At 35.6% G+C, this 13,887-nt stretch carries 15 protein-coding genes and 1 pseudogene; 8 read left to right on the plus strand and 8 right to left on the minus strand.

From position 1 onward, the window contains the following. Positions 1-23: 23 nt before the first annotated feature. Entirely contained in the window at positions 24-1,748 is a 1,725-nt protein-coding gene (locus ATN92_RS12030; protein ID WP_056953364.1) for a pyruvate oxidase, read from the minus strand. A 193-nt stretch (positions 1,749-1,941) separates the two neighbouring features. On the opposite strand from ATN92_RS12030, the gene ATN92_RS12035 reads away from it, so the two are divergent. Beyond that, the gene (locus ATN92_RS12035; protein ID WP_056953362.1) at positions 1,942-2,463 is read left to right on the plus strand and encodes a DUF308 domain-containing protein; all 522 of its coding nucleotides are present in this window, start codon (positions 1,942-1,944) and stop codon (positions 2,461-2,463) included. A gap of 1 nt (position 2,464) precedes the next feature. Here ATN92_RS12035 and ATN92_RS12040 read toward each other — a convergent pair whose 3' ends face one another. Continuing rightward, positions 2,465-2,833: a PaaI family thioesterase gene (locus tag ATN92_RS12040; RefSeq protein WP_054643558.1), complete on the minus strand. Its 369-nt coding sequence runs from the start codon at positions 2,831-2,833 to the stop codon at positions 2,465-2,467. Between the two features lie 113 nt (positions 2,834-2,946). Here ATN92_RS12040 and ATN92_RS12045 point away from each other — a divergent pair, with 113 nt between their 5' ends. The 3 genes and pseudogenes from ATN92_RS12045 (at position 2,947) to ATN92_RS12055 (ending at position 6,403) form a co-directional block, all read left to right on the plus strand. Beyond that, positions 2,947-4,401, plus strand: a complete 1,455-nt coding sequence (locus tag ATN92_RS12045; protein WP_056953359.1) for an AMP-binding protein — start codon at positions 2,947-2,949, stop codon at positions 4,399-4,401. A 189-nt stretch (positions 4,402-4,590) separates the two neighbouring features. Further along, complete coding sequence (locus ATN92_RS12050; RefSeq protein WP_056953357.1) at positions 4,591-5,016, plus strand: MarR family winged helix-turn-helix transcriptional regulator; 426 nt, start codon at positions 4,591-4,593, stop codon at positions 5,014-5,016. Further along, positions 5,016-6,403: pseudogene (locus ATN92_RS12055) on the plus strand (MDR family MFS transporter). The gene ATN92_RS12050 and the pseudogene ATN92_RS12055 overlap by 1 nt, the downstream one beginning before the upstream one ends. Here ATN92_RS12055 and ATN92_RS12060 read toward each other — a convergent pair. From ATN92_RS12060 to ATN92_RS12070, 3 genes are all read right to left on the minus strand, one after another. After that, the gene (locus ATN92_RS12060; protein ID WP_056953355.1) at positions 6,391-7,143 is read right to left on the minus strand and encodes an alpha/beta fold hydrolase; all 753 of its coding nucleotides are present in this window, start codon (positions 7,141-7,143) and stop codon (positions 6,391-6,393) included. The pseudogene ATN92_RS12055 and the gene ATN92_RS12060 overlap by 13 nt on opposite strands. A 75-nt stretch (positions 7,144-7,218) precedes the next feature. Next, entirely contained in the window at positions 7,219-7,494 is a 276-nt protein-coding gene (locus tag ATN92_RS12065) for a hypothetical protein (protein ID WP_143444241.1), read from the minus strand. Positions 7,495-8,664: 1,170 nt separating this feature from the next. Beyond that, positions 8,665-8,943: a hypothetical protein gene (locus ATN92_RS12070; RefSeq protein ID WP_054643555.1), complete on the minus strand. Its 279-nt coding sequence runs from the start codon at positions 8,941-8,943 to the stop codon at positions 8,665-8,667. Positions 8,944-9,045: 102 nt separating this feature from the next. Between ATN92_RS12070 and proB the strand changes: the two genes are divergently transcribed. From proB to ATN92_RS12090, 4 genes are all read left to right on the plus strand, one after another. Further along, positions 9,046-9,858, plus strand: coding sequence for a glutamate 5-kinase (gene proB, locus ATN92_RS12075; RefSeq protein WP_056953352.1), 813 nt, complete (start codon positions 9,046-9,048; stop codon positions 9,856-9,858). Positions 9,859-9,874: 16 nt separating this feature from the next. After that, positions 9,875-10,300, plus strand: coding sequence for a MarR family winged helix-turn-helix transcriptional regulator (locus ATN92_RS12080; protein ID WP_056953350.1), 426 nt, complete (start codon positions 9,875-9,877; stop codon positions 10,298-10,300). Between the two features lie 184 nt (positions 10,301-10,484). Continuing rightward, complete coding sequence (locus ATN92_RS12085) at positions 10,485-11,732, plus strand: glutamate-5-semialdehyde dehydrogenase (RefSeq protein ID WP_056953348.1); 1,248 nt, start codon at positions 10,485-10,487, stop codon at positions 11,730-11,732. Then, the gene (locus tag ATN92_RS12090; RefSeq protein WP_056953346.1) at positions 11,713-12,183 is read left to right on the plus strand and encodes a GNAT family N-acetyltransferase; all 471 of its coding nucleotides are present in this window, start codon (positions 11,713-11,715) and stop codon (positions 12,181-12,183) included. The genes ATN92_RS12085 and ATN92_RS12090 overlap by 20 nt, the downstream gene beginning before the upstream one ends. A gap of 16 nt (positions 12,184-12,199) precedes the next feature. On the opposite strand, the gene ATN92_RS12095 is transcribed toward ATN92_RS12090, so the two are convergent. The 3 genes from ATN92_RS12095 to ATN92_RS12105 form a co-directional block, all read right to left on the minus strand. Beyond that, positions 12,200-13,261, minus strand: a complete 1,062-nt coding sequence (locus ATN92_RS12095; RefSeq protein ID WP_158106785.1) for a hypothetical protein — start codon at positions 13,259-13,261, stop codon at positions 12,200-12,202. Next, entirely contained in the window at positions 13,213-13,350 is a 138-nt protein-coding gene (locus ATN92_RS12100; protein WP_156638762.1) for a hypothetical protein, read from the minus strand. The genes ATN92_RS12095 and ATN92_RS12100 overlap by 49 nt, the downstream gene beginning before the upstream one ends. A gap of 105 nt (positions 13,351-13,455) precedes the next feature. Next, complete coding sequence (locus ATN92_RS12105) at positions 13,456-13,878, minus strand: hypothetical protein (RefSeq protein ID WP_056953341.1); 423 nt, start codon at positions 13,876-13,878, stop codon at positions 13,456-13,458. Positions 13,879-13,887: the final 9 nt, after the last annotated feature.

Genomic DNA, 13,887 nt, shown 5'->3' on the forward strand with positions numbered 1-13,887 from the left:
GGCGGGTTTTTTGTATCTCAATTTTATAAGAATGAACGTAAAATTTCTTTCATTGGTGGTAATTCTGGCAAGCTCTTCTTATCAACAACGTGACCAAAACCAAATTTAGCATAGCCTTGGGCTTCATCCATCATAATTTTACCAGGAAGTGGAGCCTCATCATTAACTGCTACATCCAAAAGAACTGGTTTTTCAGGGTTACGATACTTGGCAATTGCTTCAGAGAACTGTTCATCAGTTGTGATTCTCTCACCGATACCGCCACAAGCTTCAGCAAACTTGGCAAAATCAATATTTGGCAAACTGATACCATAATTCTGTTGCCCAGCTGACTGTTGTTCATATTCGATAAAGGCTAGTAGTTTGTTATTCAAGACCACAAATAGCATTGGCAATTTATATCTCACTGCTGTTGCAAAGTCCTGCATTACCATTGAAAAGGCACCATCACCGGCAATCGCATAAACTGGTCGATCAGGCATATCCATCTTGGCGGCAATCGCGCCTGGCAAAGCACAGCCCATCGTCCCTAACCAAGCTGAAATAGTATACATCTGACTAGATTTAGCGGTTAAGAATCTAGCACCAAAAGCTGTCGAAGTACCAACATCAATCGACCATACAGTATCTCGAGGAGCACTCTTACTAAGATTATGGAACATTAATGACGGTAAGACACCATCGTGTTTCTTGGAATAAACATCATGCATCCAACTGTGCCACTGGCCAATCTTTGCAACTGCTAGATCCAAGAAATGACGTTCCTTAACTGGTTCACCTAATTCATTCCAGCGACTCAAGACTTCTTTGGTATCACCTTGAATAGCTAAATTGACGTGACGACGTTTACCTAAGCGATCGGCATTGATATCAACTTGAATAGCATCAACTTTCTTATTTAAATATGGTGCATAAGGATAGTCTGTACCCAGCATAATTACCAAATCAGCCTTTTGCATCATTTCAAAAGCCGGTTTAGTCCCCAATTTACCTAACTGACCTAAGTTATAAGGATGGTCATCGTCTACCATCCCTTTGGCAGGCATTGTCAAAATAATTGGCAGTTTATATTTTTCAATGAATTCTTTTGTTTCAGCTTTAGCATCTTTGATACCAACACCAGCTAAAACAATCGGATTAGAGTGAATTTTCATCATTTCCACGGCTTGCTTAATCTGATCATCATTAACTTTGTAGTCATCTAACTTGAAATTATCAACATTAGGAGTGAAATTATCCTTAATCATATGTGCTGGAATGTCATCTGGAATTGTCAAAACAGCAACACCCTTTTTAGCAATAGCTGTTCTAATAGCTTCATCCATGATTCTTGGCAGTGATTGTGGATCCATGATAATTTTGTTGTAAACGGCAACATCTTCAAACAAAACATGCGTATCAACTTCTTGGAAGAAATCAGTATTCAATAGTTTCGATTGAACTTGTCCTAAAATTGCTAGAACAGGCGCATGATCCATCTTAGCGTCATACAAACCATTTAACAGATGAATAGCTCCTGGTCCACCAATCGACAAACAAACACCTAACTTACCTGTTAATTTAGCATGTGCGGCAGCCGACAAGGCAGCCACTTCTTCATGCAAAACATGTGTAAATTTAATCTTATCCTGTGAACGATACAAAGCATCAATTGTCGTATCAACGGAATCACCTGGTATTCCGTAAATATTATCGACACCCCATTTTTCTAAAACTTCGACCATTTTATCAGATGCACGAACACTCATAGTTGTCCCTCCTAGTATCAGTTACTTATACCGTACCATAATAATTTCACAATAGAAGCAATATGCTCACGTCCTGATATATCAATTTATTTATATTTTGATAACTCAGATTGTGAACACATTATTTATGAGTAATTCTATTTTTTCTATTTTCTGTTATCATATATTTAGACATTTCTAGGGGGATCACAATATGGTTAAGCAATTCCAGCTTTATCGTTGGTTGCGTTTCATTTTTTTACTAGTGGCAGGTATTCTAATTGTCATTGCACCAATCAAGAGTTTTGATATCATCATCTACATCGTTTCTACTTACATCGCCATCTATGGTGTTCTATCAATTATCGACGGTTTAAGTATTCGTAAAAGTACAGGGGAAAACAATATTGCTATTGGATTAGGTGTCGGCGCTTTATTCTTGGCCTTAGGGGTTTTACTATTTGCACGTTTTTTTGTTAATTTGGTACCTCCCGTTTTAGGTATCATCTTGTTAGTGAATGGTATCAATCAATTCCGAGATTCTCACGAGATGACAAAAAGGGTTCAGATAACACCCTACTTGGACTATTTTTACTCAGCCCTTCTAATGCTTGCAGGTATTGTGTTTATTCTGAACCCTTCTAAAACAATTATATTCATTTATCAATTATTCGGATTAAGCCTAGTTGTATTGGCCTTTTTCGAAATTATAAATTCCAGAATCTATCGTCATTAAGTTAGATCTGGATTTTTTTTAAGGTAATAGTACTCAAACTATTTGTAATAGCGCTGTTGTCATAATGAATCGTGGCTTGCCACGTTTGAATATTACTACCATTTCTAATTGAGATTGCTTCTACTTGAATTTTGCCGATTTTCAATGAATTGAGGTTATGAAGCGATACACTCAAAATAGCAGCCGTATCATTGTTTTCCATATTCAAATTAGCCCCAATACTAGCAGCCGTTTCTGACAACATAGCATTGATACTGCCAGCCTTTTTTTCTTCCATTTGTAGATGTTCGTCGTTGATATCCATCTGCAAAACCACTTTATGTTTTCCTTCTTCAACTACTTCAATTCCCAAATCATTTAGCAAACTCATTTTTTACCTCAATTTTTTTCATAATTAGTTAAAATTTTATTCTTCAAATGTTTTACAATCAAGTTATAGCAATTTTAATAATATCAAATTACTAAAGGAAAAGAGGTCACATTTTGGAAAATTGGTTAGTCAAACGTGCAAAATTAGATCCAGATAAGGTGGCTTTAATCCTAGAACATGCGGATTTCACCTTCAAAGAACTAAATGTGTGTGTTCAATTATTTGCTAGCAAATTATTTACCAGCGGAATTCGCAAAAATGATCCCGTAGCATTATTTTCCGATAATTGTTTCAACGGTTACGTTGCCATTCTAGCACTTCAACAATTAGGTGCACGGACAATCATGCTTGATACCGAGCTTTCCTTTGATTCATTGAATTATCAAATTCACGATTGCAAGCCCAAAACTATCCTGATCAGTGACTCTGCTTCCACAGAAGAGATTACCAAAGTGGACTGGTCACAGACCTTAATGTCCGATATTTTGAGCCTTAACAAAAGTGCTGACTACACGCCGGTTTCCGAATTCGACGATAATCAGGTTGCTGTTATTCTCTATACTCCTAATGATAACAATGATATCGGTGTTATGCTGACTTATGGCAATTTTTTCTTCTCTGCTATGGGAACTTCTTTGAGTTTAGGCATTACCAAACAAGATATTTGGGTTCTAACACTACCAATTTTCAATGCTCCCGGTTTTTCAATCATTATGCGTTCATTGATTTATGGTATTGGCGTTTATTTAATTGATGGTTTTGATATTAGTCAGATAAATAAAGTTCTTATCAATGAAAGAGCCACAATAATCTCACTTACGCCACCAATGTTGCGAGATTTGTTAAACACTTTACCCAAAGGCAAAAGCTACAATTCTAAATTCCGTTGTGTTTTCCTAGGTTATGGTTTAGTCGATAACTGGACTATCTTGCGTTGTAACATGCTCGACATCCCCGTATTGCAATCATATGGCATGACTGACACCACTTCTAATATTGCCGCCTTAAGTTTCAACGATGCTGAGGCTAAAACTGGATCCTGTGGACAACCATTTTTCACGGAACAAATAAGAATTACCGATATCAATCAAGATAATATCGGCTGTATTGAGGTTAAATCACCCACTATTGCTATTGGTTATTTGAATAAACGTCAACTATACCAATCACGTTTCACCAAAGATGGCTTCTTCAAAACTGGCGATATGGGTTATTTGGACGAAGACAATTTTCTTTACCTCAAGGGTCGCAAGTCGGAATTGATCTATCGTGGTAACAAAATTATTTATCCACGTGAAATTGAAAATATTTATCGCAGTATCAACGGTATTGTCGATATTTGTATCGTCGGAATTGATAATAATTTAGAAAACCAAGTCCCAGTAGCCTACATCGAATTAAAGCAGAACGCCTATCTCAGTGGTGCTACCCTGGAAGAATTTGGTCGTCACAATTTAATCGACTATCAAGTCCCAACTGAATTCCGTTTAGTCGAGAAAATTCCTAAGACTACCAGTGGAAAGATTTTACATACTAAGCTATTCGAAATGAAGTATAAAATTTTATAGAAATTAATAACAAAATCCTGTTAAGGCCGATTATACATAAGCCTAACAGGATTTTTTCTTAATAGTATTCGTTCGAGACCAATCGTACTTGTTGTGTAAGATGGCATTTTTCATATTGCATTCAAAAAAACATCGTAGTAAGATAATTAATCGTTAGACATCTAACATTTATTTTAAAGAGGTTAACTTATGACGTCAAAAAATACCAATACATTACTAAAAATTGCATCCACTCAATTGTCCCGACGCTTCGATGCTTTTGCCAAAGACTACGATATGACTTGGGTTCAAATGTCGATCATTGACTTTCTCAGTCACAATAAAGACAGAGAACTATTTCAACGCGATATAGAGGAAGAATTCTTTATCCAACGTTCAACGGCCACGATTGCCTTACAACGAATGGAAAAAAAAGATTTGATTTATCGAAAACCTTCAACTCAAGATGCTCGCCAAAAATCAGTCTATCTAACTGACAAAGCACATGCACTCGAAAGGAAAATCAGTGACTACATGATTCATCAACAGCAAATATTAGAGAAAAATTTTACTACTGAGGAATTAACCATTGTTGAGAAATTTCTTAAATTCCAAGCTTTTCAGGAGGAAAAATAATGGAAAATCAAGAAAAGATACCACTAAAAGTTCTGCTGGCAGTCATTGCGGCAGGGCTAATGTCATTTTGTGGGGTTATCGTTGAAACTTCAATGAACATAGCCTTCCCTACTTTGATGAAAGAATTCAACATCAACACTTCAACTGTTCAATGGATGACTACCATCTATCTGTTAGTCGTTGCCATCATCGTTCCCTTATCTTCATTTTTTAAACGCAATTTTAAAACTAAAACTTTATTTATCTATGCAAACCTCTTCTTCATTCTTGGGGTTTTAATTGACGCCATAGCCCCTATCTTCCCTGCACTTCTTTTAGGACGTGTTATTCAAGGATTAGGAACAGGAATTGCTTTACCCTTAATGTTCAATATCATTTTAGAAAATGTTCCCGAAAGTAAAATCGGTCTGATGATGGGCTTAGGTACCTTAATCACAGCTGTAGCTCCCGCTATTGGTCCTACTTTCGGTGGCCTAGTCGTCAGTTCATTCGGTTGGCGTTATATTTTTGTCATCTTACTACCAGTATTAATTATTTCTTTCTTTTTAGGTATTAAAAACATTAATCAAAAGAGTCCTTTGCAAAAGTCTAAATTTGATTTGCCGAGTTTAATTGCTTTGATTCTAACTTTTACTGGCCTTATCTTTGGTTTCAGTAACATGAGCCAAATGAATTTAACTGTTATCTTAGCCTTTGTTATTGGAATTATCGGTTTAATTTGGTTCATCCTTCGCTCCAACAGTCTTAGTGAACCATTGTTGAATTTAGGTGTCCTCAAAAATCACATTTTTAGTGGTCACCTATTCAGTTCTTCCTATTTCAGATCTTGTCTCTAGGTTTTGCCTTTATACTGCCAAACTATATTCAGTTGGTTAACGGTAATAACGCCACCGTTGCCGGTTTAGCCGTTTTACCTGCCGGAGTTGTCGGCGCTATTTTAGCTCCTTTAGGTGGAAAAATTTTGGACGAGGTTGGCGCCAGAATTCCAATTTTATCCGGTGTAACTCTGGCTAATATTTCATTGATTATCTTTACAATTTTCAGTCTGAAGTTAAGTAACACAATGATTATTTGGTTCTACATTATCTACATGTTAGGTATGGGTATGTCGTTCGGTAACATTATGACTGACGGTCTCAAATATCTTTCCAACAACGATCAAGCTGACGGTAACGCCTTATTCAACACCTTACAACAGTTTGCTGGAGCTACTGGTACTTCAATTGTTTCCGCCATTATCGCTCAAAGTCAAAATAACACTCATTTGAGTACTGCAACATCAACTGCCATTGGTACTCAACATGCATTTATCGTTTTAGTCATCTTAGGACTAATCAATCTTGGTATCCTATTTATCTTCGTTCCTAAAGCAAATCACTCTAAATAGTACTCAAAAAAATTAGCAATCTTATCCATCAATCTTGGTTCCACTAAATGCCCTGCTCTGTACCCAGTAATAAAGGCTACTTGCTCACCATAAGTTTTTCCTTGCAAATTATCGAAGAAATCTTTTGACATCCGATATGGAATTCGTGGATCTTTAGTCCCATGCCAAAATAAGACTGGACGGCGATTGATTTTTTCAGGCCGACTATTGAGATCGTAATTACCGATCCAAGCTACCAATTTATCAAAATCAGCTGGCATATATAAATTACGTTTTTGGGCATCATCAATAATCAATTGAGCATAACCTTTTAAATTAGGTGTGCCCATGATTACTGTAGCAGCGGTGATTTCTGGATGTTGCGTCAATAAAGCCGCCGTAGTGATACCGCCCATCGAGTAACCACCAACACCGATCTTTTGATCTTTTATCAAATCACTTTTTTGATAGTACTGGCAAATTAGCGAGAATTCACTGAGATTGCCTTGAATACTGTTCCAGAAAGTCACTGAAGGTACCGAGGAAACATCCGCATGACGTTCTCCATGATTAGGTGCATCAGGTAAAACAACTCGAATATTTTTCTGCGCTAATTTTCTGGCCTGTGTCAAAACTTGTTCTTTGGCTGAACGCCAACCGTGATAAAAAACTACTAGTGGCAAAGGTTCATTAATTAGTTCTTCTTGTATGACTTCTAATGTTGGCACATCTTGGATAGATCTAGGAATTATTTTTAGCATTTTCACACCTCATGACCATAATATTATCGCATCAAGCACAAAAAAAGTAGGAATACAGAATATTCCTACTTTATATTATATATACGGTAAATTACGATTTTTAATTTTGAATAATAATTCCTCTACATCACGATTGTGACGATGACCCGTGTTGATATCATATTCAATCAAATCACGTCGAAAGTTATTTAACTCGTCTTCCAAACTGTCATTATACTCTAGTAATTCTAGGTGCTTGAACACTAGTCTTATTAATGATCCTTCACGACCCAAGTTAAAAGATCCAACAGACTCCTCTACTGATCGAATAAAGTTATCACGTTCCACGCTAGAAATGCGTACTTCTTTCAAAGTCATACCACCCTTCTCTATAAGATATCCTCAATATGCAATAATCTCTCTTTATCAATGTCCATTATGTATCACAATGTCACTGATGTGCTTCCAGTTTTATATAAAATACTTATACTTTTCTGAACAAGTTATATAATATCAGTATTCTACACGTACTTAGAGTATGACATTCAATGTATCCTCTGTCATTGATGTCATCAAATACAACAAAATAGTGTATTTAATTTATGAATCTTTTTAAAATCTTGTTTTTTTGCTCAAATTATTTTCCTGAATTGTAGAAATAAATTTATATCAGACTTATAATTAATTTGGTTATATAGGCGAGATGTATTAACCTAACAATGTTTCATTGTTATCCTTTTAGAGTAGTACTCCTTCTCAACTGCTTAGGAATCAGGGTTAGTGGTAGGCTCTGGTTTAAATTTCTCGCAAAAATAAAGGCTAGTGGTAGGCCTTTATTTTTTTTGCTCTAAAGCGCATGAACATTGGTTAATACCAATTCTCGAAAATAAAGTTTACAAATATAGACTTATCAGCTTCTATTTAAAACTAAAACCAAGAAATTGCAAGCCTACATTTGTAAATTACGTTTTTCTTATTAATTTTATGTGAAATATGCCGTCTTCCGCAACAAATCCAATTGGTCTGGAACGCTGTGGACACAGATTTGAGCTAATTGAAGTTCACAATTATCTCAAATACTGGTCTTGTCCTAAGTGGGAAACCCACTAAGGACAATTTCACAGCTGAGACCAATTGGATTTGTTACTCCAGACTAGTAAACGTATTCTATGTATTGTTTCTTTTCTAAATTTTTGAAATAACTGATAAAAAATAGCAGTATTTATTCATAGTTTTCAATACACTTAAGTGTACTAATCCCATAAAATAGATACTGCTTTTAATTCATCTAACGAATAGCTATTTATTATTTACCCCGAAATAAATAATAAGAATAGGATCTAGCCCGAAACAAAAATCGGAAATGCATTCAGCTATGAGATTATTGTTAACGGCTTTGCCGTTTACAATAAGGCCGGACTTGAAGATCCATTATTTTGCACGAAGTGTGAAATAATTAGCTTCAAGCCGTGCCCATAGCGTTCCAATGCATTCCCGATTTTTGTGGAGGGCGGCATCTTAAACTCACCCTTAAAATACTATTTAATTTTTATTATATTCAGGATCATCCAAATCCCGTTCAATATCTACACCATATAACTTATTAACAGCTGAATCCTTAGGAGCTGGATGAACAACTACTATTGCAATAGCGCCCTTACTACTTACATAACCAACAAAGGTGGTTACTTCTTCTACATAATAGGCCAAACCATCTGTATGAATGATATATTGTCCAGCAACGGGCATACTTTCAATGTAAACTTTATTCATGCGGATATAGTCGTCGCCTTCGTGAAGCACGATTAATACTTTATACAATTTAAATACACCCTTTTCTTATTTCACTTCTTGCCTTAGCATAATAATATTAGTGTTAAATAGTCAACAAACTTAATCAATTATTTTTAGAGGATGGAAAAAATGCAAAATAAGCGCCAAATTTATGGTGATCGAATCGTAGTCAAAGTTGGTACTAGTACTCTGATTCGTCAAAACAGCAAAATCAACTTAGAAGTTATTAAAGAACTAGCTCATGTACTTAGCACTTTAAAAAAAGATGGTAAAGATGTCGTTCTTGTTTCATCTGGAGCTATTGGTGTCGGTATGGGGGTACTGGGAATCGATAAGCGTCCTATCAAAATTTCCAAACAACAAGCTGTTGCCGCTGTTGGACAAGCAGAATTGATGCAGATTTACAATGAAGCCTTTCACGAATATGGAATGTCAGTCGCCCAAATGTTGATTACTCGTGATATAATCGATTATCCCGAAAGTCATACTAATGTGATGAACAGTTTCCAAGAATTGATGTCAATGGACAATGCCATCCCTATCGTCAACGAAAATGATACTGTAACTGTTTCTGAATTGGATCATCACACTAAATTTGGTGATAACGACCAATTGTCGGCTATCGTAACTAATTTAGTCGATGCTGATTTATTAATCATGTTATCAGATATTGATGGTTTCTATTCAGCTAATCCACTCAAAGTTCCTGATGCTCATTTAATCGACAGTATCAACAAAATCAATCCTGATATTATTGCCGCTGCTGGTGGTCACGGAACTAAATATGGAACTGGTGGTATGACAACTAAACTAAAAGCCGCAGAATTAATTTTGAAACATAATCAACAGATGGTTCTTACAAATGGTAAAAATCCTGATGTTATTTTCAATATTCTTTCCGGCGATGCAGTTGGGACTCTCTTCTCCAAAAACATTCAATGACCTACAGGAGGAAAATATGAACAACGAATACCCTATTGCCAAAGCTATCGTTACTTTGATTACTAGTTACAAGAATCTCGCTACTAAAAGAATTCGACCTTTGGGACTCTACCCTGGTCAGGATATGATTCTACTGGAATTATTCAAAAATAATAATGTTTCACAAAATAAATTAGTCACTACTTTATGTGTCGACCACTCAACTATTGCCAAATCAATCAACCGTATGACTAAAGCTGGCTTGGTAACAACTTCTAAATCTAAAGAAGATAAACGTATAACACTCGTTAGCTTAACTAACAGTGGTACTGAAATGGCAAAAAAACTACACGCTATTCTTTTGGAAGCTGAAAAAAGTACCACTGAAGGTTTAAGTACTGAGGAACAACGTCTCTTCTTAGAAATGATTGGCAAGATTAGTCAAAATATTAATAACAGTTAAATATGTTGACAGCCACATAAAATAGAGTAGAATACTAATTACGTTGACAACAACACAACGCAAAAAAATTAAAATTACTTAGACAAGAAAGTAGTGGACATTGGTCCACTATTTTTTTGCGTAACTACTTTTTCCAATAACTGATATACTTAAAACATTAGAAAGCGTTTTAGGAGTGAAAATAATGACTAATCTCGAAGAAATGGGCCAAAAAGCCCAAGATGCTGCCTTTGAATTAGGACAACTAGGTTCCAAAGAAAAAAATACAGCCCTTTTGACTATGGCCGACAGTCTAGTATTGAATACTAAGGAAATTGTCGCTGCTAACAAAGAGGACTATGACAAAGCTAAGGAGAACGGTACTAAAAAAGCGATGCTTGATCGTTTGTTGCTTACACCTGATCGTATCAATGATATGGCTAACGGCTTACGTCAAGTTGTCGAACTACCTGACCCCATTGGCAAAGTTGATCGTGGCTGGCAAACAACTAGCGGGCTCGACATTACTCAAGAGCGTGTCCCCTTAGGTGTTATTGGAATGATTTACGAAGCTCGTCCTAACGTTACCGTTGATGCCGCCGGCTTATGTTTTAAAGCCGGTAATGCTGTTATTTTGCGTGGTGGTAAGGAAGCTATCAATTCCAACATTGCTCTCTCAGAAACTTTACGTCATGCCCTTCAAAAAGTCGGTATTAACCAAGATGCTGTTCAATTGATCGATGATGTTAGTCATGAAACAGCTCAAAAAATGATGGAATTGAACCAATACATTGATGTCTTGATTCCTCGTGGTAGTGGTAAATTTATCAAGATGGTCGTCGACAAAGCTAAAGTTCCGATTATTGAAACCGGTGCTGGTAATTGCCATATCTATGTTGATAAGGATGCCGATTTGGACAAAGCTCTTAAGATTATCATCAATGCCAAAGTTCAGCGCCCTTCCGTTTGCAATGCCGCTGAAAAAGTAATTTTACATCGCGACATTGCTAATCAATTTTTGCCTGAACTTTTTGATGCTTTAAGAGCTAATAGTGTTGAAGTCCGTGGCGACACTTTATCTAAAGCTATCGTACCTGATATTGTGCCTGCTACTGAAGAAGATTGGGGTACCGAATACGACGACTATATTATTGCCATTAAAATTGTCGATTCAATTGACGATGCTATCAAACACATCAACAAATACAACACTAAGCATAGCGAATCAATTATTACCGAAAACTATAGTAGCAGTCGCCAATTCATGAAACAAATTGATGCCGCAGTTGTTTACACTAACGCCTCAACTCGTTTCACTGATGGGCAACAATTCGGTTTCGGTGCTGAAATTGGTATTAGTACTCAAAAGCTACACGCTAGAGGTCCCATGGGTGCCAACGAACTAACAACAACAAAGTATCTGGTACAAGGCGATGGACAAATCAGAAAATAAAATTCAACCTATCAAACAAATCACCGATAAACACAGGCAACTATTTTTAGAGGCCGATCCGTCTCAAGAAATAATTAAAAGCTATTTACCACGAGCCTATAAATTTGAATTAGTCTGTGGAAAAGATTTATTGGGCGTGGTTTTACTGTTAGACACTCACCCAAAAACAGTGGAAATTGTGAATATTGCTGTGGATGGAAAACATCGTAATCATGGTCTAGGCGAGTATCTAATTAACTTTACTTGTGATTGGGCTAAGAAACACAATTACAAGACAATTGAAATTGGAACTGGTAGCACTAGTTTTGCACAACTCTACCTTTATCAAAAATGCGGTTTTCGAGTTGTTAACATTGATAACAATTTTTTTGTTGATAACTATTCCGAACCAATCATCGAAAATAAATTAGTTTTAAAAGATATGATTAGACTCAAAAAGGTACTTCCGTGAACGGAAGTACCTTTTTTTAGTTACGATATTGTGCAGCTATAGTTTCAGTGTTCTTTCTGGTTTCGTTCATAACACTAATTTGATATGCTTCCATAGTAGTTTGAACAGTATTCCAGTAATTAATGGCATCGGTTTGACGATGTGTTTCTTGGGCTACGTTATTTAACATTTCATTATTCTTCTTAAGTTCTGATGTTACCTTACTTGTGGCACTTCTAATTTCTTGTGTAATTTCTGAAGTCGCATTTTTAATTGCATCAGTAAGAGTATCTTTCATTTCTTCAATTTTTTGATTTTGACCCACATATCTCAGGGCTTTTTCCCAAGTGGGAACTCCCTCTAATAGGGTTTTATATATTTCAAAAAAGTAATGCATATTATCAGTCGCCGTTTTAGGAAAATATACAATGTTTTGTCGAATAACTTCACTATAATAACTTAATTTATATTCTGCCTGGTTTTTATCAAGCTTGACTTGATCTGTAAAAGCCGAATAAATTGGTGTCAAACTTGAATCATATTTAAATTTTTCTTTCAAAGTAGTATCACTGCAGTCATGATCTTGACAATATTTCTTATCAGCATTTAGGATGCTATTCTTTTTTGAAACTATTAAATGATTTTTTAAACTTGCAATCGGTTGAGAAATTCTATATCCACGTTTGGCAAAAGAATGGAAAATAATTCCCAGAATTAAAAGAGGTATTCCCAGAATACGTGTAATTGGAATTATCCACATAATAATACCTAATACAATAGCTCTATTAGAAAATGTTCTTCGGAAATAATCAATCGGTTTAGTCTGTGGCAACATTCCATTATGCTTAGCACAATATGCTTCTTCATTAGGATGACGACATACATATGCAAAATCCTCATATCGACCATCAATTTGATCTACTTTTTGATTGAACGACTCTGTATATTGATTGACATCTTGAATAAATTCTTTGCCTAATTGTTCCAATTCTAATTTGGCTCCAATTAGAGATTTCATGTGTCCTACAAGTTCTTTCAAGGGCATTTGATTCAATCTTTCAGTGTCATCAAAAGACCAATCATAGTTGTAATTACCCATCTTCGATCATTTTCAAATGACTTAGCTTCATTCATGGCTGCCTCAGCATCCTCTATAGTACTAGCCGTATATTCAACATTTTCTTTCATATTTAAACCCTCCACTTAATATCTAGGGCAATTATATGAAATCAATGTGTCACCATATGACATTGAGACAAAATCAAACAAAAAAGCCCATAAAATTATGGACTTTTAATTTTTCTTAGATAGCGTAACTGAGTGCTTAATAAATTTATAGATATGTAAATCCTTAGCAATCAACAGTATGTCACCCACCATTACAGCTACAACAATGACGGATAAAAAGATAATCTGCCCAAATGATGATGCATCCAATTGAAAACCTTGGAATCTCAAATCGGTCAACACTGCATAGACGATATAACCGATAATCAAAAATTCAATAAATTCGAAGGGTCCTTGAAATCGGGCTCCAAAGCGCTGATCTAGTTTTCTATCTAACGTACTTAGTTTTTCATCAGAAAAGAAAGATAATTCTATTATCGTGTTCCTCATGTTTAAAATTATTTCCAAAAGTAAAAGTAAGAGCCAAAACAAGAAAATCGACATGAATCCTATAAAATAGTCACTAGATAACATTATTTTTCCTTTCATATATCTAAC

This window comes from Companilactobacillus bobalius, from assembly GCF_009764355.1.

What these genes read in the sequence shown, in the direction of transcription:
- ATN92_RS12030 (WP_056953364.1), bottom strand. Translation starts at nt 1,748, where the DNA reads ATGAGTGTTCGTGCATCTGATAAAATGGTCGAAGTTTTAGAAAAATGG.
- ATN92_RS12035 (WP_056953362.1), top strand. Translation starts at nt 1,942, where the DNA reads ATGGTTAAGCAATTCCAGCTTTATCGTTGGTTGCGTTTCATTTTTTTA.
- ATN92_RS12040 (WP_054643558.1), bottom strand. Translation starts at nt 2,833, where the DNA reads ATGAGTTTGCTAAATGATTTGGGAATTGAAGTAGTTGAAGAAGGAAAA.
- ATN92_RS12050 (WP_056953357.1), top strand. Translation starts at nt 4,591, where the DNA reads ATGACGTCAAAAAATACCAATACATTACTAAAAATTGCATCCACTCAA.
- ATN92_RS12060 (WP_056953355.1), bottom strand. Translation starts at nt 7,143, where the DNA reads ATGCTAAAAATAATTCCTAGATCTATCCAAGATGTGCCAACATTAGAA.
- proB (WP_056953352.1), top strand. Translation starts at nt 9,046, where the DNA reads ATGCAAAATAAGCGCCAAATTTATGGTGATCGAATCGTAGTCAAAGTT.
- ATN92_RS12080 (WP_056953350.1), top strand. Translation starts at nt 9,875, where the DNA reads ATGAACAACGAATACCCTATTGCCAAAGCTATCGTTACTTTGATTACT.
- ATN92_RS12085 (WP_056953348.1), top strand. Translation starts at nt 10,485, where the DNA reads ATGACTAATCTCGAAGAAATGGGCCAAAAAGCCCAAGATGCTGCCTTT.
- ATN92_RS12090 (WP_056953346.1), top strand. Translation starts at nt 11,713, where the DNA reads ATGGACAAATCAGAAAATAAAATTCAACCTATCAAACAAATCACCGAT.
- ATN92_RS12095 (WP_158106785.1), bottom strand. Translation starts at nt 13,261, where the DNA reads ATGGGTAATTACAACTATGATTGGTCTTTTGATGACACTGAAAGATTG.
- ATN92_RS12100 (WP_156638762.1), bottom strand. Translation starts at nt 13,350, where the DNA reads ATGAAAGAAAATGTTGAATATACGGCTAGTACTATAGAGGATGCTGAG.
- ATN92_RS12105 (WP_056953341.1), bottom strand. Translation starts at nt 13,878, where the DNA reads ATGAAAGGAAAAATAATGTTATCTAGTGACTATTTTATAGGATTCATG.